The following is a 328-nucleotide window of genomic DNA, read 5'->3' on the forward strand; positions in this document are numbered from 1 at the left end:
CAAGGCCACTGATACGGGTTTGATGCTTACGCACTAACGCAGGTTCAAAGTCACCATCACGGTCTCTTGGGGTGGAGATCTCAAGATCGCCTGTGTCACTGCGGACGGTCTTTTTAGTGTGGCCGTTACGCTTATTAGGTTTATCCGCCTTTTCATGCTTGGGATAGCCGAGATGATCTTCCATCTCAGCTTCTAAGGCAGTATAGTCACTGCACTACAAAAGAGTTATGTTTTGGATGAATATCATAAAACAATTTAGATAAGTCATTTTCCATCCAACCTTGGCGTAAAAACTTCACTTGAGCCCACTTTTTCTCGATGGGATTTA

General features: G+C 43.9%; 1 pseudogene. It reads right to left on the minus strand.

Going from position 1 to position 328, the window contains the following annotated elements:
• A pseudogene (locus tag NJD71_RS13815) lies at positions 1–202 on the minus strand (transposase); the annotation flags it as partial.
• Positions 203–328 lie beyond the last annotated feature (126 nt).

Source organism: Psychrobacter sp. PP-21 (genome assembly GCF_033790785.1).
Lineage (GTDB): Bacteria > Pseudomonadota > Gammaproteobacteria > Pseudomonadales > Moraxellaceae > Psychrobacter.